26 protein-coding genes, 2 tRNA genes and 3 pseudogenes are annotated in these 20,856 nt (G+C 33.2%); 20 read left to right on the top strand and 11 right to left on the bottom strand.

The window, feature by feature from the left end; translation table 11 throughout:
* Window positions 1-243: 243 nt before the first annotated feature.
* A pseudogene (locus JSQ73_RS05050) lies at window positions 244-375 on the bottom strand (IS5/IS1182 family transposase); the annotation flags it as partial.
* 286 nt (window positions 376-661) lie between these two features.
* On the opposite strand from JSQ73_RS05050, the gene JSQ73_RS05055 reads away from it, so the two are divergent.
* The 7 genes from JSQ73_RS05055 (at window position 662) to sucD (ending at window position 4,461) form a co-directional block, all read left to right on the top strand.
* A complete protein-coding gene (locus JSQ73_RS05055) occupies window positions 662-922 on the top strand; it encodes a hypothetical protein (protein WP_234301689.1) in 261 nt (86 codons plus the stop codon).
* Window positions 923-990: 68 nt separating this feature from the next.
* Window positions 991-1,062 (top strand) — tRNA-Glu (locus JSQ73_RS05060).
* Between the two features lie 32 nt (window positions 1,063-1,094).
* Complete coding sequence (locus JSQ73_RS05065) at window positions 1,095-1,790, top strand: 16S rRNA (uracil(1498)-N(3))-methyltransferase (protein WP_214249772.1); 696 nt, start codon at window positions 1,095-1,097, stop codon at window positions 1,788-1,790.
* A 122-nt stretch (window positions 1,791-1,912) separates the two neighbouring features.
* Window positions 1,913-1,986: transfer RNA gene (locus JSQ73_RS05070), tRNA-Pro, on the top strand.
* A gap of 198 nt (window positions 1,987-2,184) precedes the next feature.
* A complete protein-coding gene (rpsU, locus tag JSQ73_RS05075) occupies window positions 2,185-2,385 on the top strand; it encodes a 30S ribosomal protein S21 (RefSeq protein WP_211907618.1) in 201 nt (66 codons plus the stop codon).
* Between the two features lie 30 nt (window positions 2,386-2,415).
* Window positions 2,416-3,576: an ADP-forming succinate--CoA ligase subunit beta gene (gene sucC, locus JSQ73_RS05080; RefSeq protein WP_214249773.1), complete on the top strand. Its 1,161-nt coding sequence runs from the start codon at window positions 2,416-2,418 to the stop codon at window positions 3,574-3,576.
* Window positions 3,577-3,579: 3 nt separating this feature from the next.
* Window positions 3,580-4,461: a succinate--CoA ligase subunit alpha gene (sucD, locus tag JSQ73_RS05085; RefSeq protein WP_214249774.1), complete on the top strand. Its 882-nt coding sequence runs from the start codon at window positions 3,580-3,582 to the stop codon at window positions 4,459-4,461.
* Window positions 4,462-4,467: 6 nt separating this feature from the next.
* Here sucD and dapF read toward each other — a convergent pair whose 3' ends face one another.
* On the bottom strand, window positions 4,468-5,262 hold the full coding sequence (dapF, locus tag JSQ73_RS05090; protein ID WP_214249775.1) for a diaminopimelate epimerase: 795 nt from the start codon (window positions 5,260-5,262) through the stop codon (window positions 4,468-4,470).
* Window positions 5,263-5,280: 18 nt separating this feature from the next.
* Here dapF and JSQ73_RS05095 point away from each other — a divergent pair, with 18 nt between their 5' ends.
* A complete protein-coding gene (locus JSQ73_RS05095; RefSeq protein WP_234301690.1) occupies window positions 5,281-5,523 on the top strand; it encodes a hypothetical protein in 243 nt (80 codons plus the stop codon).
* A gap of 5 nt (window positions 5,524-5,528) precedes the next feature.
* Here the strand turns inward: JSQ73_RS05095 and JSQ73_RS05100 are convergent.
* Window positions 5,529-5,663, bottom strand: a pseudogene (locus tag JSQ73_RS05100) (IS5/IS1182 family transposase); the annotation flags it as partial.
* Between the two features lie 3 nt (window positions 5,664-5,666).
* Between JSQ73_RS05100 and JSQ73_RS05105 the strand changes: the two are divergent.
* A pseudogene (locus JSQ73_RS05105) lies at window positions 5,667-5,825 on the top strand (transposase); the annotation flags it as partial.
* A gap of 32 nt (window positions 5,826-5,857) precedes the next feature.
* Here JSQ73_RS05105 and JSQ73_RS05110 read toward each other — a convergent pair.
* The 8 genes from JSQ73_RS05110 to purE all read right to left on the bottom strand — a co-directional run bounded on the left by JSQ73_RS05110 (window position 5,858) and on the right by purE (window position 13,996).
* The gene (locus JSQ73_RS05110) at window positions 5,858-6,361 is read right to left on the bottom strand and encodes a hypothetical protein (protein ID WP_234301691.1); all 504 of its coding nucleotides are present in this window, start codon (window positions 6,359-6,361) and stop codon (window positions 5,858-5,860) included.
* A gap of 74 nt (window positions 6,362-6,435) precedes the next feature.
* Window positions 6,436-7,263, bottom strand: coding sequence for a collagen-like triple helix repeat-containing protein (locus JSQ73_RS05115; protein ID WP_234301692.1), 828 nt, complete (start codon window positions 7,261-7,263; stop codon window positions 6,436-6,438).
* A 149-nt stretch (window positions 7,264-7,412) separates the two neighbouring features.
* Window positions 7,413-7,574, bottom strand: coding sequence for a hypothetical protein (locus JSQ73_RS05120; protein WP_234301693.1), 162 nt, complete (start codon window positions 7,572-7,574; stop codon window positions 7,413-7,415).
* A gap of 309 nt (window positions 7,575-7,883) precedes the next feature.
* On the bottom strand, window positions 7,884-9,347 hold the full coding sequence (locus JSQ73_RS05125) for a DegQ family serine endoprotease (protein WP_214249849.1): 1,464 nt from the start codon (window positions 9,345-9,347) through the stop codon (window positions 7,884-7,886).
* A gap of 3 nt (window positions 9,348-9,350) precedes the next feature.
* A complete protein-coding gene (hflC, locus tag JSQ73_RS05130; protein WP_214249850.1) occupies window positions 9,351-10,223 on the bottom strand; it encodes a protease modulator HflC in 873 nt (290 codons plus the stop codon).
* A gap of 2 nt (window positions 10,224-10,225) precedes the next feature.
* Window positions 10,226-11,251 (bottom strand): FtsH protease activity modulator HflK, encoded by a 1,026-nt coding sequence (hflK, locus tag JSQ73_RS05135; protein WP_214249851.1) that lies wholly within the window; start codon window positions 11,249-11,251, stop codon window positions 10,226-10,228.
* Window positions 11,252-11,666: 415 nt separating this feature from the next.
* The gene (gene mutL, locus JSQ73_RS05140) at window positions 11,667-13,544 is read right to left on the bottom strand and encodes a DNA mismatch repair endonuclease MutL (protein WP_410543635.1); all 1,878 of its coding nucleotides are present in this window, start codon (window positions 13,542-13,544) and stop codon (window positions 11,667-11,669) included.
* Window positions 13,496-13,996 (bottom strand): 5-(carboxyamino)imidazole ribonucleotide mutase, encoded by a 501-nt coding sequence (gene purE / locus JSQ73_RS05145; RefSeq protein ID WP_214249852.1) that lies wholly within the window; start codon window positions 13,994-13,996, stop codon window positions 13,496-13,498. The genes mutL and purE overlap by 49 nt, the downstream gene beginning before the upstream one ends.
* Before the next feature lie 854 nt (window positions 13,997-14,850).
* Here purE and JSQ73_RS05150 point away from each other — a divergent pair.
* The 11 genes from JSQ73_RS05150 to JSQ73_RS05200 all read left to right on the top strand — a co-directional run bounded on the left by JSQ73_RS05150 (window position 14,851) and on the right by JSQ73_RS05200 (window position 20,535).
* Window positions 14,851-15,147, top strand: a complete 297-nt coding sequence (locus tag JSQ73_RS05150) for a helix-turn-helix domain-containing protein (protein ID WP_214249853.1) — start codon at window positions 14,851-14,853, stop codon at window positions 15,145-15,147.
* Window positions 15,148-15,207: 60 nt separating this feature from the next.
* Window positions 15,208-15,573, top strand: a complete 366-nt coding sequence (rpoZ, locus tag JSQ73_RS05155; protein WP_214249854.1) for a DNA-directed RNA polymerase subunit omega — start codon at window positions 15,208-15,210, stop codon at window positions 15,571-15,573.
* 56 nt (window positions 15,574-15,629) lie between these two features.
* A complete protein-coding gene (locus tag JSQ73_RS05160) occupies window positions 15,630-15,875 on the top strand; it encodes a monovalent cation/H+ antiporter complex subunit F (RefSeq protein ID WP_214249855.1) in 246 nt (81 codons plus the stop codon).
* A gap of 6 nt (window positions 15,876-15,881) precedes the next feature.
* Complete coding sequence (gene mnhG, locus JSQ73_RS05165; RefSeq protein WP_214249856.1) at window positions 15,882-16,154, top strand: monovalent cation/H(+) antiporter subunit G; 273 nt, start codon at window positions 15,882-15,884, stop codon at window positions 16,152-16,154.
* Window positions 16,155-16,165: 11 nt separating this feature from the next.
* Window positions 16,166-16,690, top strand: a complete 525-nt coding sequence (locus JSQ73_RS05170; protein WP_211907727.1) for a DUF4040 domain-containing protein — start codon at window positions 16,166-16,168, stop codon at window positions 16,688-16,690.
* A complete protein-coding gene (locus JSQ73_RS05175; protein WP_214249857.1) occupies window positions 16,683-17,102 on the top strand; it encodes a Na(+)/H(+) antiporter subunit B in 420 nt (139 codons plus the stop codon). The genes JSQ73_RS05170 and JSQ73_RS05175 overlap by 8 nt, the downstream gene beginning before the upstream one ends.
* Entirely contained in the window at window positions 17,099-17,401 is a 303-nt protein-coding gene (locus JSQ73_RS05180) for a cation:proton antiporter subunit C (RefSeq protein WP_214249858.1), read from the top strand. Before JSQ73_RS05175 ends, JSQ73_RS05180 begins: the two co-directional genes overlap by 4 nt.
* 139 nt (window positions 17,402-17,540) lie before the next feature.
* The gene (gene rpoD / locus JSQ73_RS05185; protein ID WP_214249871.1) at window positions 17,541-19,439 is read left to right on the top strand and encodes an RNA polymerase sigma factor RpoD; all 1,899 of its coding nucleotides are present in this window, start codon (window positions 17,541-17,543) and stop codon (window positions 19,437-19,439) included.
* Window positions 19,440-20,054: 615 nt separating this feature from the next.
* Window positions 20,055-20,201 (top strand): GDSL family lipase, encoded by a 147-nt coding sequence (locus tag JSQ73_RS05190; RefSeq protein ID WP_234301694.1) that lies wholly within the window; start codon window positions 20,055-20,057, stop codon window positions 20,199-20,201.
* A 13-nt stretch (window positions 20,202-20,214) separates the two neighbouring features.
* The gene (locus JSQ73_RS05195) at window positions 20,215-20,358 is read left to right on the top strand and encodes a GDSL family lipase (RefSeq protein WP_214249860.1); all 144 of its coding nucleotides are present in this window, start codon (window positions 20,215-20,217) and stop codon (window positions 20,356-20,358) included.
* A 12-nt stretch (window positions 20,359-20,370) separates the two neighbouring features.
* A complete protein-coding gene (locus JSQ73_RS05200) occupies window positions 20,371-20,535 on the top strand; it encodes a GDSL family lipase (protein ID WP_214249861.1) in 165 nt (54 codons plus the stop codon).
* Window positions 20,536-20,856: the final 321 nt, after the last annotated feature.

Genomic DNA, 20,856 nt, shown 5'->3' on the forward strand with positions numbered 1-20,856 from the left:
ACCTCCTAGAATTTTTGAGCATGATGATATTTTACTTTTAAAAGAGCCCATTTATGATGAGGTATATGACGCTAAGGTTAGTAACTCATTAGAAGAGTTGAGCGTATTGGAAGAATCCATTTATGCTGAAGTATATGATTTGCATAAAAGATCTACTGAAAATTTATCATTGAAAGATAGTGGTTGTTCTAGTATATCAGGAGAACCTATTTATGAAGATGTAGATGATTTCTCAGAACCTGTTCATAATCTTTTCAGAAGCAAAGCAGCGAAAGCAAGAACGACCATTTGCAGGCTAGTGTTGAGTTTCCGCTCGCAATTTTTCCAAAGTCGCCTACATTTTTGCAACCAAGCAAAAGATCTCTCAACAACCCAGTCCTCTTCCTGCAAGACTTCAGATCTGCTACAATAATCTCAAACTTTCCTCGACTTATATCACTTGGATATAAACTTCCCATATCCTACTTTATCCTCTCATTCTATCCCTTTTTTGAGATCATGTACAGGTTCTTAGAAGTAAAAAAGGCCCACTAGCTTAAATCATAAAAAGCAACCAGAGCCTATTTATGCTAAGGTAGATTTATCGAAAAAGAGATCAGAAAGACAAGCAAAACATATAAAAGATAATTCTGGGACTTATCATGGATTAGTGCAGGATAAAGTGAATAATTTGCAAGTAAAACTAAATGAGCAAAGTGCTAATAAGCCAGCGAGTCAGCAAATCAAGACCAAGGCTGGCTTTAACGTAAAAGAAATAAGGCAAAATTTTGACCATAGAGATTCTGGCTATGATTTAGATACAAAAGTTGAACAAAAATTAGAATTAGGATCTAAAGCTCCTAAATCTGAGATAGGTTCAGTAAGTATTGAACATGGGATAATAGGAGGCTGTCGATATAAAATCACTGATATATCACTCTAACTGTGTGATTCAAAATAATTGAATTGACTTTATATGTATAATCGATATAACTCAGTTAGATTCAAGTCGACTCTTTCGTCTAGTGGTTAGGACACCACCCTTTCACGGTGGTAACACGGGTTCAAATCCCGTAAGAGTCACTCAAACAGAATGCAAATAACTAAAGTTTTGAATGAAAAAAATTAGGCTTTATGTTGAAAAAGCTTTATCACAAAATGTAAGTTTGGCGCTTCATCCACGACAAAGTCACTATATTTACAATGTAATGCGGCTTAAGAAGCATGATAACATCTATCTTTTTAATGGAAAGGATGGAGAATGGTTAGGAGAAGTAGTGAATATATCAAGTAAATCGACAAAAGTTATAATAAAAGAACGCACTAAACAACAACAACATGAAAAAAATCTATATTTGTATTGTGCTCTGGTAAAAAGCGGCGCCTTAAGCAACATAGTAAGACAAGCAACTGAAATGGGAGTAACCTGCATTCAATTTATTTCAACAGAACGTACAGTAGTAAAAAACATTAACTTAAGTAGAGCGAAATTACAGGCAATTGAAGCTGCGGAACAATCCGGTAGGACAAGTATACCACAGATTTTTCTTCCTATTAATTTTTGTGAATTATCCGATTCTCAAAATAAAAATTTTGTTTTGTGTGATGAAACAGGTGAAGGACAACCTCCTAATAAAGTTCTAAAAGGCAAGAAAAACGTTGCTATTATTGTTGGCCCCGAAGGTGGTTTTTCATCTTGCGAACTTGATTCTGCCAATAAATTTTGTCAGAAACTGAGTCTAGGAAAAAGAATTTTGAGAGTTGATACTGCTGTAGTTGCTGCATTAACCTTCACCAATTGGTATAGCTAGATTTTTTAATATGGCTAGTGCAACTTGACACTCTATATAAAGAAATCTGCATTATATTTTTCCTAAAAGAAATAAATGAAACTTGCATTTTTCCGAATTATCGATACTCTTAGTAAAGAAGTCGGGGCGTAGCGCAGCCTGGTAGCGCATTTGGTTTGGGACCAAAGGGTCGGGAGTTCAAATCTCTCCGCCCCGAGATTAGAAAAATTACAAGAGCACTGTAACCTAAGAGCAATTTTTATCAGCAAGTAAATGATTGACAGCAGAATGAAGCTTTTTTCATATAAATCACTGCATATCATATTCTATCGCTCAAGTTTATAAAATAATTGACAATGTTAATTTTCTAATTTATAAATGGATTTTGAAGTGATTACCGAAGGAGGTATAGAGTTTGATTGAAGTATCAGTCCATTATGGTGATGTAGATAGAGCTCTTCCAGTGTTGAAAAAAATAATTCAAAAGGAAGGAAGAGGGATCAAAATGAAAAAAAAATATCACGAAAAGAAATCAGAGAAAACAGCTAAAAAAAAAGCTGAAGCAAGGAAAAAGAGGTATCAGCAAGAATGCAGAAGACAGCGTTATGGTTGGTAGCTTTTACTAAGGTTAATAATTAGTTATCTTATGAATATTCACGAATATCAAGCAAAGGAAATTTTACACAAGTTTAATGTCCCGGTACCAAAGGGTTTTGTTGCTACATCTGCAGAAGAAGTAGAAACTCAAATAAATCAACTAAAATCTGACGTGTTTGTGGTTAAAGCTCAGATTCATGCAGGTGGTAGGGGTAAGGCTGGTGGCGTAAAGCTAGCAAAGTCAACTAAAGAAGCTCAACAACTTGTAAAGAACATGCTTGGCATAACTTTAGTTACTCATCAAACAGGGCAAAGCGGACAGCAGGTAAAGAGAGTATACATTGAAGAAGGTTCAAGCATTAAAAAAGAGTACTATTTGAGTCTAGTAGTCGATCCAAAGCTTAGCAGGCTAGTATTTATATTTTCTTCAGAAGGTGGAATGGATATCGAAGAAGTGGCAAAAAATTCTCCTACAAAGATTGTGAATTTTAATATTGACCCTGCTACTGGTTTTACAAGTCTTGATAACAATAAGCTTTGCAATAGCTTTAATCTGAGTTCAGAACAAATAGGAAAGGTAACGAATATTGCAAAAAATATATATGATGCGTTTATTACAACTGATGCAAGCCAGATAGAAATTAATCCACTAGTTGAAACGAATGCTGGAGATTTTATTGCACTTGATGCTAAAATTAATTTTGATGACAATGCTCTATATCGTCATTCAGAAATCGTTAGCCTACGTGATTACGATGAAGAAGTCAAAGAAGAAATAGAAGCTTCAAAGCATGGTCTCAGTTATATAAAAATGGATGGCAATATTGGTTGCATGGTGAACGGTGCAGGTCTTGCTATGGCAACAATGGATATAATAAAGTACTATGGAGCAGAGCCTGCTAACTTTCTAGATGTTGGTGGTGGAGCAAGTAAGGAAACTGTCACTGAAGCATTTAAAATTATATTATCTGATAGTAATGTACAAGGAATTTTGGTTAATATATTTGGCGGTATAATGCGTTGTGATATCATTGCAAATGGAGTAGTTGAAGCTGCAAAAGAAATAGATATTAAGGTCCCTTTAGTGATTAGATTATCAGGCACTAACTTCAAAGAAGGAAAAAGAATTTTAGAAGAGTCAGGGCTAAATATTATTGCTGAAGACGAACTTGACGAGGCTGCACAGAAAATAGTACAAGAGGTGAAGTAGAGTATGTCTGTTTTAGTAAATAAAGATACAAGATTAATATGTCAGGGCTTTACTGGTGTACAAGCTACATTTCATTCAGAACAAGCAATTAGCTATGGAACCAAAATGGTTGGCGGTGTAACTCCTAGCAAGGGTGGAAGCACTCACCTTAATTTACCAGTTTTTAATACCGTAGCAGAAGCTAAAGAAAAAACTGACGTGAATGCTACTGTGATATATGTACCTGCTAAATTTGCAGCTGATGCAATACTTGAGGCAATAGATGCAGAGATAGAATTAATAATTTGCATCACAGAGGGCATTCCTATACTTGACATGGTAAAGGTAAAGCACGCTCTCGCTGGTTCAAACAGTCGATTGATTGGCCCAAACTGTCCAGGGGTTATTACACCCGAAGAATGCAAAATAGGAATTATGCCAGGACATATTCACAGACGTGGACATATAGGAATTATGTCTCGCTCTGGAACTTTAACTTATGAAGCGGTAGCACAAACAACCGCTGTTGGTCTTGGTCAGTCAACATGTATAGGAATTGGAGGGGATCCTGTTCATGGTATGACGTTTGTTGATTGTATGGAGTTGTTTTTAAAAGATGATGACACTCATGGTATTGTAGTTATTGGTGAAATAGGTGGAAACGAAGAAGAGGATGTATCACATTTTGTGAAAACAGAAAAAACTAAAAAGCCAATCGTTGGTTTTGTAGCAGGTCAAACAGCACCTTCAGGAAGACGTATGGGGCACGCTGGGGCTATTATCTCCTCTAGTGGCGGAAGTGCTGGTGCAAAGTTAGAGGTTATGCGCAGTGCTGGGATTGCGATTGCAGAAACCCCTGCTGTGATTGGTAAAAAGGTGTTAGAAGTAATGAGTGTCAGTGCCTAGCCTAGGTCATAAAAACCCTATATCCCCAGTCATCAGTATATTTTTTGACCACTCAATCAGTAATTGACCTCCTGGTAAATGCACTGAAGTTTGTTTAGTAGCCAAACACTTACGAAGTATAGATGCAACAAATGCTGCACAAGCCGCACTACCACATGAAGCAGTAATACCTGTTCCTCTTTCCCAAACTCTTAAGTTTATTTCTCCAGATTTTTCTATTTGTGCAATACTAACATTTGTTTTCTGAGGAAATAATTCGTGATTTTCTAGCTTTGGTCCTAAATTCTGCAATGGTATTTCGCTTATGTTATCAACAAAAAAAACTATATGAGGGTTACCAATATTTACTGCAACTGGCTCTTTCAGCATTTCAAGCTCTATAGGTAGATAAAGAGGATCCCATTCACAAGAAAGAGGAATTTCATTCCATTTAAGCAGTGGTTTACCCATATTGACCTTTATTGATTTATCACCTACTTTAAAACATTCTAAGATACGATTATTTATCAGCTCAATAGTGATATATTCAGTACCTTTTTCTAACATTATCAAATATCCAACACAGCGTGCTGCGTTTCCACACATTTCAGCTCGACTACCGTCAGCATTGTAGATATGCATAAAGCAGTTTGCAGCATTAGACATTGTTATAATTATCACTTGATCACAACTGCCTTGATCAGCAATTTGTCTATAATTCCAGTCTAAATTATTTGCTGAACGTGAGTCTATGATAACAAAACTATTGCCAGTACCGTGCATCTTTACAAACGGGATCTTGTCTGTTAGGTTACTTACCATTATAGCAAAATTATATAAATGAAAATTTTTCTTCTAATTACAGCTGTTTTGTATTCTATAGTTTTCTGTAATGTGAGTGCTAAGTCAATACTGGAGAACAGCAAAATGCTCTTTTGGCAAACTGAAGTTAGAAAGGGAGCAAATGTTTTCAATAGAAAAGTTGATAGTGACTTAATCAAAGCAGCAAAGGAATACAAAATTGGTTTTGTTCGTCTTGCTCCTGACAAATTTGAAACTACGCAACGTGACTTCCTCTTATAACCTGTTCATAATCTTTTCAGAAGCAAAGCAGCGAAAGCAAGAACGACCATTTGCAGGCTAGTGTTGAGTTTCCGCTCGCAATTTTTCCAAAGTCGCCTACATTTTTGCAACCAGGCAAAAGAAGATCTCTCAACAACCCATCACACACCTTTGCTGTATTGCCAAAAAGATGGGTTGTTGAGAGATCTTTTGCTTGGTTGCAAAAATGTAGGCGACTTTGGAAAAATTGCGAGCGGAAACTCAACACTAGCCTGCAAATGGTCGTTCTTGCTTTCGCTGCTTTGCTTCTGAAAAGATTATGAGCAGGTTCTAAGATTGTGAGCTTCTATCTCGCTCATACTGCTTCTATCAACAAGTAGTTTAGCAAGCTTTTCTGCAAATTTTCATATTTTTGGAAGGCTATAGGATCTGGATTATTTTTCTTTGTGGCATCGCTTGTTATCTTACTCACAGTATCTTTTATAATGTTTTTTGCTTCCTCTAAAGAAAGTTTACTTACTACTCCTTCAGTAAGTTTTGCTACATCAATTTTATTCACAAGTTCCTGCGAATTAAGATTAATTTTACCGGCAATCTGAGTTGCAAGATTTTCACCTTTGATACCATTTGCGTTAAGAACTGCTTCTCCTAGATCAGCTTTTTTACTGGTAACTAATTCAGTTGCAATTTCTATAGCACTTGAGGCATCTCCCTTCTCACCTTTTGAGCCAGTATCTCCTTTAGAACCTTGTTCGCCCTTAACTAACGCTTTTAAAGAATCTTCTCGCTTTACATGCTCACCAAAAAAATGTGCTATTCTTTCTAAAAATCCCATAGAATTACGCTGATCTTCTTCCATTATAGCTGCTGCTAAAGGATATAGATGGGCTCTGTTAGAAGAAAATTCGGTAACAACTTGATTAATACTTGGAGTTATTCCATTAGTGCCTTGATTTCCTTTTTCTCCTTTAGGTCCTTGATCGCCTTTTGATCCATGCGCACCTGACGATCCAATATCCCCTTGTTACCTTGAGGACCAGGGGTTCCATCGAAGCCTCTATCACCTTTTTGTCCCCTTTGACCTGGCTCACCTTTAGGACCTTGTATACCAGTATGTTCTAATCTTTCAATTCTGCGTTTTAAAAATTCAATTTCTGTTTCTAAATTTATATGTTCTTGAATATTCACCTCAACCTCCAAAAAGTTATCAAAATTTTCTAAGTTGTAATAATAAGGATATGGACCTGGTCTATTGTCGTGTTCATACCCAAAAGAATTAGGGTTAAAATTATAAAAATTTTTGCATGTGCTATTTTCATACGATATGCAACCAACATAATTATTGCCTAACTTTTTTACTGCGAAATAGGTATCTTGTGCTTTCAAGCTCTCCATTTCATGAAAAGGGAATAACTCGAATGTATTGCTTATACGAGTAAATGCTGAAAGCATATTATTCAATATGCCAACTTTTCCACCAGTTAAATTATATACCTGAGCGCTCCTATATAATTTGTATATATTTCTTGATTCTTTAAACAAATAGTCTCCTATTTTTATTTTGAGTCTTTTATCAGGTGAACTTTTAAGATCTTCCAAAATAAGACTGACATTTTCGCTACTAATTATGTCTTTTGGATTTATTAAAACCTTCCTATTTTCTAGCAGTTCATAATAAATACTATAGCTTTCACGATTATATGCGTTAACATAGAAATCATCTGTGTAACCATGAGGTATACGATCAATAATATCTATCAATAATATCTATCATAGTAATAATAATAAGGTTGATCAGAGGTGGTAACTAAAGCGAATTTGTAATCATTTCTTACGCTTTTTAGCTTTAGTTGTAGCTCTTGAGATAAGTCGTTTAGTATACTTGCCACGTCATGCTTCAAATCCCAAATTTAAAAACTCAGACCAATATTGTTGTCGATGATAATGTAAGATACACTAGGCAGGCTAAATGTTGTTTTGTTATTTAATCTTATTTGTGCAGGTACCCTACGACCAGTTTTATTATTACAATCGTTTTGTGGAATATCTTCTTTTTCTAGTTTAAAACGCATCTCCACCTCCCTTTGCGATTAGATATAATTAATTTAATTATAAATTAACTTGTGAAAGAAAGTTGTTTTTTTATAACTGAGCATAAAAATACTTTATGTTATCGAATTTCTTACCACTCCAGCTCTTTCATCTTATGGATGATATCGTTCCAGTGCTTGATACTGAAGTCTAGTTCTTCCATAACCTCATTAGAAAGGTTTTCAGTATAGGGATAAATTTTATTAATCTACAGAAACACCCTTACCTTTAGGGTAAAGAAGCTAGTTAAATTTGTTAAGCAATTTTTTCATGACCAGCTAGATAAATAGCTACTTCTTCAATTTGATTGAGGTGAAAAATTGATTGCCGTTGCGGTAAATAAGCAGCATTACTGAATCTTTGCCGTCTTTTTTTACTGCTGAATCAATTTGTTTTTGAAAATCATTAGTATTTTCAATATCGATTCCATCTAGTTGGATAATTATATCACCTTTCTTAATAACATGTAGTGTAGAATTACTACTACTATCTACACTAGTAACTACTACACCCTTTGTGGATGCATTGTTTTTTAGTTTTTTTGGCAAATTTGAAACGGTTAAACCACTTATATAACTAGATGTTGATTTATTTTCTTCTTGATTATTACCTGAATCATCATTTGTAGATTCCTCGATTGCAACCTTGATATTGACTTCTTTACCTTTTCTAAGTAACTTAACCTGTACTTTCTTTCCGGGCTCAGTTCGTGAAACCATATGAGGTAATTGCGTCATTCTATCAATTTTTTTGCCGTCAAACTCTAATAGTATATCACCTACTTTGATTCCTCCTTTCTCTGCAGGACTGCCCTTTACTACGCTTGCAACTAATGCACCTTTGATATCTTTTAAACTTAAGGATTCAGCAAATTCTTTTGTTATAGGCTGAACTTGCACGCCAAGCCAACCATGTTTTATTTTTTTACCATTTTTTAATGTGTCAATAATTGAAATAGCTAGATTAGATGGTATAGCAAAGCCTATACCCACGTTACCGCCAGACTCAGATGGGGAATAAATAGCAGTATTAATACCTATAACTTTTCCATTTAGATGAAATAGTGGTCCCCCTGAGTTACCTCTATTAATTGCAGCATCAGTTTGAATAAATTCATTCATAGTACCAATACTAATGTCTCTAGATCTTGCAGACACAATTCCTGTACTTACAGAGCCACCCAAACCAAAAGGGTTGCCTATTGCAATAACTGTATCACCAACTCTTGCTTTATCAGAATTACCAAATTCAACAAAAGGAAGATCTTTATCAGAATTAATCTTAAGCACAGCAAGATCAGTTTTTGCATCATAGCCTAAAACTTCTGCTTTAAAATAAGTATTATCGTTCATAGTAACTGTAATATCTTGGGCATTTTTAATAACGTGATAGTTGGTTACTATGGTTCCACTTTTATCTATAATAAATCCAGACCCAAGTAACGTCACTTCTCTATTAATGCTAGGAGCTCTATCAAAAAATTGATCAAAATGCTCGAAAAATTCTCTAAAGTCATCAAAGAAATTATTTCTTGGCGTAAAGGGAATTTTAGTTCTACTGTTATTTTCTTGCTTAACTATTTGCTCACTTGAAATATTTACAACTGCGGGAATAAGTTCTTCCACTATATCAGCAAGCCCTTTATTACAACTACATACAGGATCTGCAACTGTTTTTGCAAACAGATTAGCATATGAAGAAAATGAAATTAAAAAATATGCAAATATAGATAAAATAAATGCTTTACTTTTCATAAACTATTTCCATCCCTTGTTCAAAATATCTAAGAAATTATTATTTGGTGAAAGCACAAATTTAGTATTACCCTCAGCAAATGATTTACTGTAAGCTTTCATAGAGCGATAAAAGTTAAAAAACTCTTCATCAACCTTGAATGCCTCATTATAGATTCTAGTTGCTTCAGCATAACCACGGCCTCTTATTTCATGTGATTCTTTTACTGCACTAGAGACAATTCCCCTTTTTAATTTATCAGCTTTTGATCTAATTTCTTGTCCAGCTTGTTCTCCTTCTGCTCTAATTTCTTTTGCTTCCTTTTCCCTTTCAGTTTGCATACGGCGGAATATTGCAGAACTATTTTCTTCTGGTAGATCTGCTCTCTTAATTCTTACATCTATTATCTCTATGCCAAATTTTCCAGCTTCAGAATAAACTCCACGTTGAATTAATTGCATAACTTCTGATCTCTTTTCATTTAACAAATTAATTAATGAAAATCTTCCTATATTCTCCCTTATGTGAGCTTCTATGACAGGATATAATCTTCTAACTAGCCCTGATTCATTTTTCACAGTTTGATAAAAAGTAATAGGATCTATTATTTTATATTTTGCATAAGCATCTACTATAATACGCTTTTGATCTGCAGTTATCACTTCCCTTGGAGTTTTATCAGGACTTAAATCTAAAATTCTCTTATCAAGAAATTCTACGTTATTTATAAATGGCAATTTAAAATATAAACCACTTTCCCTAACATTTTTTACGACTTTACCGAGTTGTATAACTATTGCTTGTTTTGTTTCTTGAACAACGAAGATTGAATTAGATAATGCAATCAATAACGCAACAAATACAAAAGCAAAAACAATTTTAATATTACTACTCATGACTATTTTCCTAGATTTGTAAGGGGTAAATAAGAGAACATACCTTTCAGATCGTCTGTTATAACAAACTTATCTACCTTGCTAAAAATATTTTCCATAGTTTCAAGATAGATACGATTCTTAACAAGAGAAGGATTTTGTCTATATTCTTCATGAAGAGATAAAAAGCGATTTGCATTACCTTTTGCTTCATTTATTATTTCATTCTCGTATGCTTCTGCATCTAATTTTATCTTTATTGCTTCACCTTTTGCACGAGGTATAATATCATTACTGTAAGCGTATGCTTCGTTTATGGTACGCTCCTTATCTGCGCGAGCACTTTGTACATCCCTAAATGAGCTAATCACCTTTTCTGGTGGATCAATTTTTTTCATTTGAACGGATAAAATCTCTATACCTATTTGATATTCATCAAGAATCTGTTGCAATAAAATTCTAGTATCTCTGGAAATTTCAGCCCTGCCTTGACCTTCGAGTGCAAAAGAGATCGTATTCTTACCTATTATTTCTCTCATAGCACTTTCAGCAGCATTTTTAACGCTAAAACCAGGTTTATAATCCCGCACTTTGAATAAATAATCTTTAGCATCCTTGACTCTCCATTGGACCTCAAAGTTAACGTTGACTATGTTCTCATCTCCGGTAAGCATCACTCCTTCACCACGATCTGTATCTCGCCCATAAGAGCTGCTTATCCCAATTTCTTCACGATTTACTTCTTTAACGTTCACTTTAAAAACCTTGCCAATAGGGTAGGGGAAGTGATAACGCAAACCAGATGTTTCTGTATTAGAATATTTGCCAAAAGTAAGTTCTATACCTTCCTCACTCGGATGGACAATATAGAAACCAGTACAAAAATAAAACAACAAAACAATGAAAATGATGAAATAAGGTTTTTTCCCTCTATTTCTGGTTAAGCCATTAAAAAGGCATCTTATATCAGACACAGCTTTACTTAAAATATCTTCATTACCTGGACCTGACGATTTCTTTCGAAGATTCCAAGGATTACGCTCATCCATAAAAATTATTAATTGTATAACTAATACGCTGATATTACTTAATCTTATCAAAAAATGCAAAACTATTTTGTTTACAAATTAATGATCAGATTGAAGGATGTGATCATACACTTCCTTTTTTTCTATATCTTATGGTCAATTCTACAGAATTTCTAGCTTTTTTTTGAATTCTTTATTGTCGTTTTTGATAAGTATCTTGAGTTGTATATTAATTATTAACATAAAAGACAATGCCTGGGATTTAGGAAACTTAATTTTAATCAAGTAGCTGCATAATAAATCATTGTCAAGTGATGGAATGACATTATCTACTATGCAAATTACCTGCAAATTGCAATGTTCAAACAATTGTGTATCTGAGTTTTGAGATGACAAAACTAGGGTTGTATAATTTATACATATTTGTGATAACTTTTCACCTTCGCTCAAATAACTTTTCAATATCGCTTAATTTCATTTCTATATAAGTTGGCCTTCCGTGATTACATTGTCCAGAATAAGGTGTCTTTTCCATTTGCCTCAATAATTCATTCATCTCCTCCAATTTCATCTTTCTACCTGCTCTTATTGATCCATAACAAGCAATTGTGGCTAGTATTTTATTCACCTTATCCTCTATAGGTAATGTATCTTCTATTTCTGTTAGTCTATCCTCTATATCAATGAGCATTCTCTTTGTTTCTACTGCTCCTAAGATTGCAGGAACTTCTTTTACTATGATCTTATTTTCTGATTTAATTTCAATCTCAAAACCCATCTCAAAAAGTTTATCTTTATAAGTTTTAATCATCTCCATTCCAGCTTGATTTTTGATTTCAACCATTTCAGGCAAAAGAAGTTTTTGTCTTTTTATACTTGATTTCTCCTTTAAACACTCGTATACTAGTCTTTCATGGGCTGCATGCTGATCTACTATAATTAGTTTGTCTCTTACCTCAGCAATAATATAAGTATTGTAGATTTGACAGTGTGCAAACCCAAGTGGATAGTCCCTTATTAGATCGGTTTGTTCCCTTTCCAAAATTGTAGTTTCTGCTCGTGGAAGAGATTTTTGCATACCAGTATAATCAAACGACTTTGAATGTTCTGATAAGCTTTTTGTCTCTATATTTGGAGAAGTAAATTCTCTCATTAACTGGTTTTCGAAAGGATCCGACCTTCTTCCATAAAATTCATTTTTAAGACTAGACCTACTAAAAGGATCTGATGATAGATGATTCGTTGTTGTTCCAGTCTGGGCCAATACAGTTTCTGCAAGATCTATTCTCTTTGATAGCACTTTTATTAGCCCTCTTCTCACTATTTCATATATTAGCCTCTTATTCTGAAACCTTACCTCTGATTTATTTGGATGAGCATTTACATCAACTTGATCATACGGTATCTCTAAGTGCAGCGCTGCAAAAGGATATCTATTGTTTGGAATAAGGTCGTGATACGCATAACGAATTGCACCAATAAGTAGATTATCTTTAATTGGTCTACCATTAACAAATGTATAGATCTGGGTTGAATTGCTACGATTGACAGTAGGTTTACAGATGTATCCTGTAAGTCTAATGCCATCTTCTTCTTCACTAATTTGCAAAGAGTTTTCATGAAATTCTTCTTCTATTTCGCATAGCCTGCTAAATAATGAGGTCTGCTTAGCATACTTAAGAAGCTTCTTATTATCGGAGATAAGAGTAAACTCAATTCCATAATTGATCATTGCTAAGTTGTTTACAATATCAACAATGCTTTGTTTTTCTGCCCTTTCGGTTTTGAGAAATTTTAGTCTATTTGGTGTGGCAAAAAATAAATCTCGTACTTCAATATATGTTCCTATCGATAAAGGATAAGGAACAAGCTCTCCTATTTTTTCTCCCCCCTCATACCTTATAGACCATGCTTGATCTGCTTTGCTTGCCTTAGATGATAATTTTATTCTGCTTACTGCTGCAATTGAAGGCAAAGCTTCTCCTCTAAAGCCAAGATGCTTGATCTCTATCAATTCACTGTCACTCAATTTTGAAGTAGCATGGCGCATAAACGCAAGTTCTAAATCATCCTTTTTTACTCCGCTACCATCATCGATTACAGTAATGAGGTTACGCCCACCACTTTCTATCTTAATTTCTATCTCTGAGCTTCTCGCATCTATTGCATTTTCCACTAATTCCTTTACCACACTTGCAGGCCTTTCTATTACCTCTCCTGCTGCTATACGATTTATGGTTTTTGTATCTAAAAGAACTATTGCCATTATAATGTTGGTTTTTCTTTTACTGCTTGAGTTTGCTCCTCTCTCCATTTTTTTAATCTATCTGCAATTTCACTATTAGAAATCGACAGTATAGATGCAGCAGTAATAGCGGCATTGCATGCTCCACTCTCTCCTATAGACATTGTTGCAACTGGAACACCTTTTGGCATCTGCACTATAGACAATAGACTATCTAGCCCATTTAATTGTTTGCTATGCACAGGAATACCGATAACAGGTAAATAAGTAAGCGATGCAGTCATACCAGGTAAATGAGCCGCTCCTCCTGCACCAGCTATAATAACCTTAAAGCCTTTTTCTTGAGCAGACTTAGTAAAATTAAAGAGTCTCTCTGGTGTTCTGTGTGCGGATATTATAAATACATCATGTGAAATTTCCAATTCTTTTAATAGGTTAATAGCATGCACCATAGTGCCATAATCCGACTCGCTTCCCATAATTACAGCAACATCCTTTTTCATTTTTTCTGTATTAGACATGATTTTATTTACTAACCAAATAGTATTTCAGAAGCAACAGATATTTAAATTAAATTACGAATATGATATAGCATTCTCATTAAATAGAAACTTTAAAAATTGAAATGAATCCCTATATTAAAATATAGAGGTGTAAATTTCGGATATTAAGGGTCTATTCATAATCTTTCTAGAAGCAAAGCGGTGGAAGCAAGAAGACGATTTGTAAGCTAGTATTGAATTTTGCTTATCACAATTGTCTACACTTTTCTATAAGAGTATTAGAGACTTACCTTTTGACAATACTGCAAAGATCTCTACAGTTAAATCCTTTTATTTGTTTCTTTGCAACTACTTTTTTATATATGTTTCAAAACACTTTCTTTACTTCCGCTATATTTTTTACTTCATTTATTAAAATAATCTTGCCATTTTGAAAACATTGTTGATTCACTGAAGCCACTTTTTAGGACCTGTAACACTATGTAAAATACATCCTAAATCTTCTTGATTTTGTTTCTTTCTACAGAACTCTACTCAATTTTTCTCCTACTCATCTTGCTCTGTTTTCATAATTTACATACTCTATCTCCGGCTTTATTCCTTTCTTGAGATCATGTACAGTCTCTAAAACGAGTTTGTAAAATGATTATTTCTGTATTTTAAACTTTGCAATTTCAACTTATTCTCTTTAATAGTAAGTTTTTTACAAAATAATAGTTTGAAATTACTAGTATTTTGATAAAAATTATAGTCAATTTAAAATTTTGAGTATCAGATAGTTATTGACAAGTTATATACTATTAATATATTGGTATATTAAATATTATGATATAATATTTAATAAAGTTAGTTGGTATCTGAGAGTAAAAATTATGGAAATAATATCATTAAACAATCTGGATAGTGAAGCAATAAAAAAAAAATTGCTTGGCATAATAAGTAAAATTATAGGAAAAAATACTTGGAATCAAGCTTGTGCGGCTGAGAAACTTGGTATTGATCAACCAAAGGTGTCACAAATTAAAAGTGGTAAGATAAGTGGTTTTTCTTTAGAGAGACTGTTAGGTTTTTTGAAAAAGCTTGATCATGAAATAACAATTACAATAACAGAAAATCAATCAGTAAAAGATAAAGAAGAAAAAGTAGAATGTAGAATTAGATCTCAATAGATCTGAAGTTGACATCTTATTTTTTGTGATATAGTATAAAGCTTATCAAGGTAGTATTTTATGGTTGAGTCTATTGTAGAAAAGTGTGTAGAACAGGTACACAACCGTTTTAAATTGGTTCTGCTAGCAAGTCAAAGAACGCATGATTTGAGTACAGGGGCAAGCGATCCCGTTGAAATGGTTAAGTTTAAAGATCATAAGGATACGATAGTTTCTTTATATGAAATAGCGGAAAAGAAGGTGAATACTCATGAACTGTTTAACCTTTTGGTCAAAAGGTGCAAGGAGCACATGAAAGGAAACACAGATAATACTTATATTAATAGTCCAAGTAAGCTAGCAAATTTGTTAAATTTTTCTGATCATCAACTTAACATAAGTCTGGATGTAAGTCAAGAAAGCCACGATGATGAAATAGATGATTAAGATAGTGGTGAAGAAGTACCGATTTAGAAATCTATAGAGGTTATAATAGTTTATAAATGATTAGTATTGCTATCTATGTGCTTTTGTTCTGTATGAGTTTAATGTTATGTTGTATAGTATTTAGGTCAAGTGATGTTTACAATAAGATTTTAGCATTCAATAATTTATCAACACAATTAGTTTTACTCATAACAGCAATATCGATTGTTCTGAATGATTTTTTTTTAATTGATATAGCATTACTATATGCTAGCATCAGCTTTATATCAACTATAGCGCTAATGAGATTAATGTTGTTTTGATAATTTATGGTAGCATCCATTCTCATATTTTTAGGTGTTTGTTTAATAGTCATTTCAAGCTTAGGAGTAGTAGTATTTCCTGATTTCTATACTAGACTACATGCTGCAGGTATTGCAGATTCTAGTGGCGCAATGTTGTTGTTGATTGGTTTTGCTTGGCAAAATGAATTTTCAATCAATACTATTAAAGTTATATTATTGATTTTTATAATATGGATAGCCAATTCAACTAACAGTTATGTTTTAGCGCGTACTTATTATAAAAGTAAAGACTATTAAAGAAGGTTAAGATGCTAGAAACACTGAATCTAATATTACTTTTGCTATTACTCACGGTTACAGTTTTTATAGTTCTTTCGAAACATTTGGTTGTAAGTGCTGTTCTAATGTGTGTATTTAGTGCACTTATTGCACTTATGTACTTGATTATGAATGCGCCAGATGTTGCAATTACTGAAGCTTCTGTTGGTGCAGGATTGAGCACAGTCTTTACGTTTGCAGCACTCTCTTTGGTAAAGAATTACAAAGCAAATTTATCTCATAGCCCCACAACACTTTTTTTTATGTTATTTTTGACTGCATGTTTATCATACTTTATGATTCAATTACCAGATTTTGGCAGTCATAATGCTCCAGTTCACTTGCACGTTGCTCCTTATTATGTAGAAAGTACTGAAAAAGCTATTGGTATTCCTAATATAGTGACAGCTGTTTTAGCAAGCTTTCGTGGCTATGACACATTTGGAGAAACTATAGTAGTTTTTACTGCTGCACTTTGTATAATGTTAATATTAGAAGAGAAAGAAAGTGATTAAAGATCCGGTATTAAGTGCAGTAACATTTTTGATGATACCTTTTATCATTTTGTTTGGTTTATACATACAGTTTCATGGTGAATATACTCCAGGTGGAGGTTTTCAGGCGGGAACAATTATTGCTTCTGGGATAATATTATATTCTATGTTATTTGATATACCTACAACTTTAAAAGCAATACCTTACTCTATTATCAAATTTACTAACGTACTAGGTATTTTAACCTATGGAGGAGCTGGTATTATAACAGTTTTATTTGGCCAAAATTTTTTATCCTATAGTATATTGTCAGCTGATAGTAGAACAGGTCAAAAATTGGGTATTTTCTTAGTGGAGCTGGGTGTATTGCTTACCGTTTCTTCTTCCATGTTAATCATATATATAAATTTTGCTCGCAAGAAAAAACAATGACTCTATATAATTATGTAGGCATTACTATATTAATGGTGCTAGGTTTCTATATCATTGTAAATGATAAAAACTTAATCAAAAAAATGATGGGATTAAGTATCTTACAAGCATCTGTTTTGTTGTTTTACATATCTTTAGGGTATGTAAAAAATTCTTTACCTCCTATATTGACTTCAAATTTTCACTTATATACCAATCCTATACCTCACGTCTTAATGCTTACTGCTATAGTGGTTGGAATTGCAACATTTTCAGTTGGATTGTCCATATTAGTAAGAATAGAGAGATTAGTTGATTAAGAAGAATGTGAATAAATTGATAGTATCTTAAACTATATGAAGTAGCAAGTAACTATAAATTAAGAATAAAACTATAAGCTTGCTAATTGTAAGTTTATTTGATAAATAAGAAATAAAATTATAAACTGTAAAGGTAATGATGTCAACTATTAATGGTACGGAAGATAGGAAAAAGATCATCAAAGATCTTGTAACCAAAAGTATAAGAAAGGGCGGTTTTATCACTTTTGATGATATAAATGATAAGTTGTCAGATGAAAATTTTTCAACTGATTTTATAGATGATACTATAGCTTTATTGCAAGACTCTGGAATTAACATACTCGAAAGTAGTGAAGATGAGGAAGAAGCTCCTTCTAATGATGATGGTAATAAGCTTGATGATGATGAGACATCGTTGAATACTACTACAACTTTAGTGCAAAATGATGATCCAGTAAGGATTTATTTACAGGATATGAGCTCTGTAAAGCTTTTGTCACGAGCAGATGAAATTAAGATAGCAAAAAAAATTGAATCTGAAAAGCATAACATGTTACGTGCAATAATTGAAACATCAGTGGCATTCAAAATAATCAAAACATGGCGTGATGATTTAAGTGGTGGAACTTTTTTACTGAGAGAAATTATAAATCTGGATGCAATTTATAACTCTGATTTCAATATGGTAGACAAAGAAGAAAGTGAAGCTGAAGATGTTAGAGATTGTGTTAATGATGAGGAAAAAGGTAATGATGAAAAGGGAAATGAGAGTGAAGACATAAGTTCAGCTAACTTAAATATTTCTGTTCTTGAAATGGAAAGTGATTTATTGCCAAAGGTTATCACGGCATTGGATGAGATCATTGCTTTAACAAATGAAGCATTGGTATTGAAAAAAAATTCTAAAGATTTCTCTAATGAGCTAGAAAATTTATATAATCAAATATGGTCTGTAGCATTACAAATTCAGTTTAGTGATGCTGCTATTACCAGAATTACACAAAAACTTTACGAAATAAATAGACTAATCACGTTTGAAGAAGCTAATCTTATTACTGAAGCTAGAAAGTACGATATTGATAGAGAAAGTTTTTATAATGTTTATGATGATGTGCTTTTAGAGCACAAGTTTAGTGAAATAAGTTTTCTCAAGATTAATGAAAATCAATCTCTTTTTACAGGTGAATTAAAAAATAAATTCTTAAGGTTTATAAACGATAGCTATGAGTATATAGCTAGTGCCTTAAGCAATATTAAGAGTTATGTACAAGGAGATAAAATTCAGGAGTTTAAGAAGGTAATCAAGAGAATACAGAAACATGAACAAGAAGTCTCTCAAGCAAAGCAAGAAATGATTAAGGCTAATTTAAGGCTGGTGGTTTCGATTGCTAAAAAGTATTCAAAAAGAGGCCTTGATCTGCTTGATTTGATACAAGAAGGTAATATTGGTCTTATGAAGGCTGTGGATAAGTTTGATTACAAACGTGGGTATAAATTTTCGACTTATGGTACTTGGTGGGTAAAACAATCAATCACTAGGGCAATACCTGAACAGTCTAAAGTAGTTAGAATACCAGTACATATGGTGGAAATTATCAGTAAAATCAACAAAGCATTAAGAAAGATGACTCATGAAATGGGTAGAGAGCCTACATTAGAGGAATTGAGTATAGAATTGGCGATGCCGCTAGAAAGAATACGCAAAGTTATGAAGATAGCAAGAGATCCCGTAAGTCTTGAAGCTCCAACAGGAAAGGATGATAGTAGTACCTTCGGTGATTGTATAGAAGATAAGCGAGTTTCTAAACCAGAGGATGCTGCAATACTTGCCGACTTGCGTGGCATTACGACCAATGTTCTTGCAACTTTAACACCAAAAGAAGAAAGAATTCTAAGGATGCGCTTTGGCCTTGGTAAAGATGGAAAGGAGCATACTTTAGAAGAAGTAGGAAAAATTTTTAATGTTACACGTGAAAGAATTAGGCAAATAGAGGCAAAAGCACTACGTAAGTTGAAACATCCAAGCCGTGCTAAAAAACTTAGAGGTTTCTTTTAAGGCAGAAGGGCTGCTCAAAAAATAGGTAAAATTCAGCCAAAGTTCTATAATTTCACCCTATTTTCTTTTTTTATAGGCTTTATAGAGCAGTATGATTAGATATTGAATGTTATGGCAAATAAAAATAATAACTCTAATTCAAAGTGTAAAAATTTTTGTGTTCTGGGTGATAGTTTATCTGATAATGGTGTAGTTATTGAAATTTTAATAACTTCTCCTTTGTAAGAAACGTGAAACTTAATGCCCCTTTTTATTAAGGAGGATTTTTAGCAATGACCTTACTGTTGTTGAATATGTAGCAAAGTATTTAGGTTTAGAAGAATTTAAGTCATCATGGAGATGCTCATTTTTTGATCGATACTATGAACAGAAAGATCATAACTATGCGATTTTATATGCAACAGCATCTGAAATTCTTAACCCTATTTTTTCTTATTTCCTCAATAAATTTCGTTTAGTTAATCAGCTAAACGCAGTAATTAAAAATCATCCAGACGTAGGTAAAGGAGATTTTACTTTTCATTATAATCGAGGAAATAATATTATGGGTGCCACTGCTTATAACAATGTTAAAGCAGAAAAAGTATTAAAATAAAGCGGTTAGTGAAATATGTAATGCATTTGATTCTAAATGAATATGGTGTAAAGCATGTGATTGTTGCAAATGTGACTGAGGTTGGTTTGATACTAGCTTTAATAAAGACGAAAAGCAAGAGAGCTGGCTGCAAAGTTTACACAGAGTTTCAATACAAAATTAGCTAATGATTTAGATTATATGAAGAAAGGTGTAGATCTTGAAATAAAAGCATTCGATCTTAACTCTAAAATGAAAAGTATGCTTGGTAAATATAAGAGCAAAGGGTTAAATGATCGAGATGCATACTTATCAAACATCGTAGATCAGTTTGGGGTAAGGTGATTTGGAAAAAGTATGAAGATACTATCGTTGATATTTAAAGGAAGGCTTGATACTTACTATAATTCTGGATGCAGCACAGAAATACTAAAGGATTATTTCTTTTTTGATTATTTTTATCCAACTGCTTCACCTTATTGTGAAGTTGTTAATGAAATGTATGAGTTGATAAAAAATTAGATTTCTTTTAAACATCTTTACGGTTTGTAGTAACTATCTGCGTAGTTGAATGGTAAAGTGAGGGGGGTAAACAAAGTAATCTAAAATATAGAGAAAATACAACGGTGCTTGATACATAGCTATTGCGATTTTATCCTCTTTTTGTCATTTTGTGCTAGAATGACATTCTTCTAGTGAAGTTTATTCTTTGATATATTAACTATAAATATAGAGAAGTCTTACTAAATAAAAAGGTAAAAGGAACCTCTGAGTAGTGAAATTTTGACTCTATATTACTGTAAGTGGTGCTGTAATAATGTTCTAACAACCGCGACTTGGCTG

The sequence above is a fragment of the Wolbachia endosymbiont of Anopheles demeilloni genome, from assembly GCF_018491735.2.
Lineage (GTDB): Bacteria > Pseudomonadota > Alphaproteobacteria > Rickettsiales > Anaplasmataceae > Wolbachia.

Excerpts from the sequence above, each read along its gene's own strand:
- JSQ73_RS05065 (WP_214249772.1), top strand. The coding sequence starts at position 1,095 with ATGAAAAAAATTAGGCTTTATGTTGAAAAAGCTTTATCACAAAATGTA.
- sucC (WP_214249773.1), top strand. The coding sequence starts at position 2,416 with ATGAATATTCACGAATATCAAGCAAAGGAAATTTTACACAAGTTTAAT.
- sucD (WP_214249774.1), top strand. The coding sequence starts at position 3,580 with ATGTCTGTTTTAGTAAATAAAGATACAAGATTAATATGTCAGGGCTTT.
- dapF (WP_214249775.1), bottom strand. The coding sequence starts at position 5,262 with ATGGTAAGTAACCTAACAGACAAGATCCCGTTTGTAAAGATGCACGGT.
- JSQ73_RS05095 (WP_234301690.1), top strand. The coding sequence starts at position 5,281 with ATGAAAATTTTTCTTCTAATTACAGCTGTTTTGTATTCTATAGTTTTC.
- JSQ73_RS05110 (WP_234301691.1), bottom strand. The coding sequence starts at position 6,361 with ATGGAAGAAGATCAGCGTAATTCTATGGGATTTTTAGAAAGAATAGCA.
- JSQ73_RS05120 (WP_234301693.1), bottom strand. The coding sequence starts at position 7,574 with ATGCGTTTTAAACTAGAAAAAGAAGATATTCCACAAAACGATTGTAAT.
- JSQ73_RS05125 (WP_214249849.1), bottom strand. The coding sequence starts at position 9,347 with ATGAAAAGTAAAGCATTTATTTTATCTATATTTGCATATTTTTTAATT.
- hflC (WP_214249850.1), bottom strand. The coding sequence starts at position 10,223 with ATGAGTAGTAATATTAAAATTGTTTTTGCTTTTGTATTTGTTGCGTTA.
- hflK (WP_214249851.1), bottom strand. The coding sequence starts at position 11,251 with ATGGATGAGCGTAATCCTTGGAATCTTCGAAAGAAATCGTCAGGTCCA.
- mutL (WP_410543635.1), bottom strand. The coding sequence starts at position 13,544 with ATGGAGAGAGGAGCAAACTCAAGCAGTAAAAGAAAAACCAACATTATA.
- purE (WP_214249852.1), bottom strand. The coding sequence starts at position 13,996 with ATGTCTAATACAGAAAAAATGAAAAAGGATGTTGCTGTAATTATGGGA.
- JSQ73_RS05150 (WP_214249853.1), top strand. The coding sequence starts at position 14,851 with ATGGAAATAATATCATTAAACAATCTGGATAGTGAAGCAATAAAAAAA.
- rpoZ (WP_214249854.1), top strand. The coding sequence starts at position 15,208 with ATGGTTGAGTCTATTGTAGAAAAGTGTGTAGAACAGGTACACAACCGT.
- JSQ73_RS05160 (WP_214249855.1), top strand. The coding sequence starts at position 15,630 with ATGATTAGTATTGCTATCTATGTGCTTTTGTTCTGTATGAGTTTAATG.
- mnhG (WP_214249856.1), top strand. The coding sequence starts at position 15,882 with ATGGTAGCATCCATTCTCATATTTTTAGGTGTTTGTTTAATAGTCATT.
- JSQ73_RS05170 (WP_211907727.1), top strand. The coding sequence starts at position 16,166 with ATGCTAGAAACACTGAATCTAATATTACTTTTGCTATTACTCACGGTT.
- JSQ73_RS05180 (WP_214249858.1), top strand. The coding sequence starts at position 17,099 with ATGACTCTATATAATTATGTAGGCATTACTATATTAATGGTGCTAGGT.
- rpoD (WP_214249871.1), top strand. The coding sequence starts at position 17,541 with ATGTCAACTATTAATGGTACGGAAGATAGGAAAAAGATCATCAAAGAT.
- JSQ73_RS05190 (WP_234301694.1), top strand. The coding sequence starts at position 20,055 with ATGCATTTGATTCTAAATGAATATGGTGTAAAGCATGTGATTGTTGCA.
- JSQ73_RS05195 (WP_214249860.1), top strand. The coding sequence starts at position 20,215 with ATGAAGAAAGGTGTAGATCTTGAAATAAAAGCATTCGATCTTAACTCT.
- JSQ73_RS05200 (WP_214249861.1), top strand. The coding sequence starts at position 20,371 with ATGAAGATACTATCGTTGATATTTAAAGGAAGGCTTGATACTTACTAT.